1 protein-coding gene is annotated in these 1,315 nt (G+C 39.7%); it reads left to right on the top strand.

The window, feature by feature from the left end; genetic code table 11:
* Positions 1–130 precede the first annotated feature (130 nt).
* The coding region (locus tag H5P17_RS26435; protein ID WP_182825918.1) for an SGNH/GDSL hydrolase family protein at positions 131–1,315 on the top strand (1,185 nt) is incomplete at its 3' end.

The raw sequence follows: 1,315 nt of genomic DNA, 5'->3' as shown, positions 1-1,315 counted from the left end.
ATTTTTACTAAATATGTTTTGCGTGATGCTAAATAGTATTCATTTGCTTTCAAAAAGAACCTGTTTTAAACATCTCTGATGTGCAATATTTCCATCGCACCTATTTGTGCGTAACGAAAGGATTGCCACTATGAAAAAGTCTCTAATCTTATTGTTTTTCTTGTCTTCTGTGTCGTCAGCAAGTACGCATTATGAGCGGTTTCCCCGAGTTCAATTAAACAACGATTCATCTATATTAGGACCGAATATTATTGATAGAACATCATCAACGCTAAAAAGCAAAGAAGGAGGAGGGTTTACGTATGTACGCTGTTATTATCGCATATCATCAAACAGCGAACTCCCGCAAACTGACTATTTGTGGGCTCAAAATGTCGGCTCATCTACTTATTATCACTTGCAAGGGTATTGGTGGTCTTCATTTATGCTTTCTTGGAAAAATATGTTTTACAGTGATACACCACTATCTACCATAAATAGGGTGTGTGATAATACGCTGAGAAAGGCTAATATTCATCAGCCGGCAGTGATGATTTCAGCGGCTAATAACAATCTATCTTTGAATTATACCATCTGGAATAACGACCCACCAGAACAGAAAGGTATTGGAAAAATTGTGGCGTTTGGGGACAGTTTAAGCGACACGAATAATGTTTTCAATGCAAGTCAGTGGCGTTTTCCTAATCCACATAGCTGGTTTTTAGGGCGATTTAGCAATGGTCCCACCTGGGTTGAATACCTGGCTAAGTTAAATCAGTTACCATTGTACAATTGGGCAGTTGGTGGAGCTGCTTCCAATCAGCAGAAGCTGTTCATTCCTGGCTTACTAGAACAAGTTGACTCATGGTTAATTTATATGAAAGAAGCCAAAAACTATCGACCAGAAAATACACTATTTACTGTCTGGATTGGCGCCAATGACCTGGTGACTTATCATCAAAGTGTGGATAAGCTGATTGCAAACCAAGCCCAAGCGCTTAGACGACTGGTCGGTGCAGGGGCAAAAAAAATTCTGGTACTTAATCTGCCAGATATCACACGAGCACCTGAATTTGCTCATCGTGATGATGATGAAAAAATCAAGAATCAAATCATTGATTACAATCATCGACTCCAACAGATGGTCTCCAATATTAATGGCCTTGTCCAGACTCCATCAATACATGTCTTCGATCTCGCGACATTATTTGATGATATGCTCGATGAACCATATCGTTACCAAGTGACCAATACAAAGTCATCGTGCCTTGATATATCAGCGCCTTCCATGCTGAACTATTTTGATGCAAAACCTGTACGGGCTGCGTGTACCAAT

It is taken from the genome of Serratia sp. OS31, from assembly GCF_014164835.1.
Taxonomy (GTDB): Bacteria; Pseudomonadota; Gammaproteobacteria; order Enterobacterales; family Enterobacteriaceae; genus Serratia; species Serratia liquefaciens_A.
The sequence above is the reverse complement of the archived record's forward strand: the minus strand, read 5'-3'. Positions and strand labels throughout refer to the sequence as shown.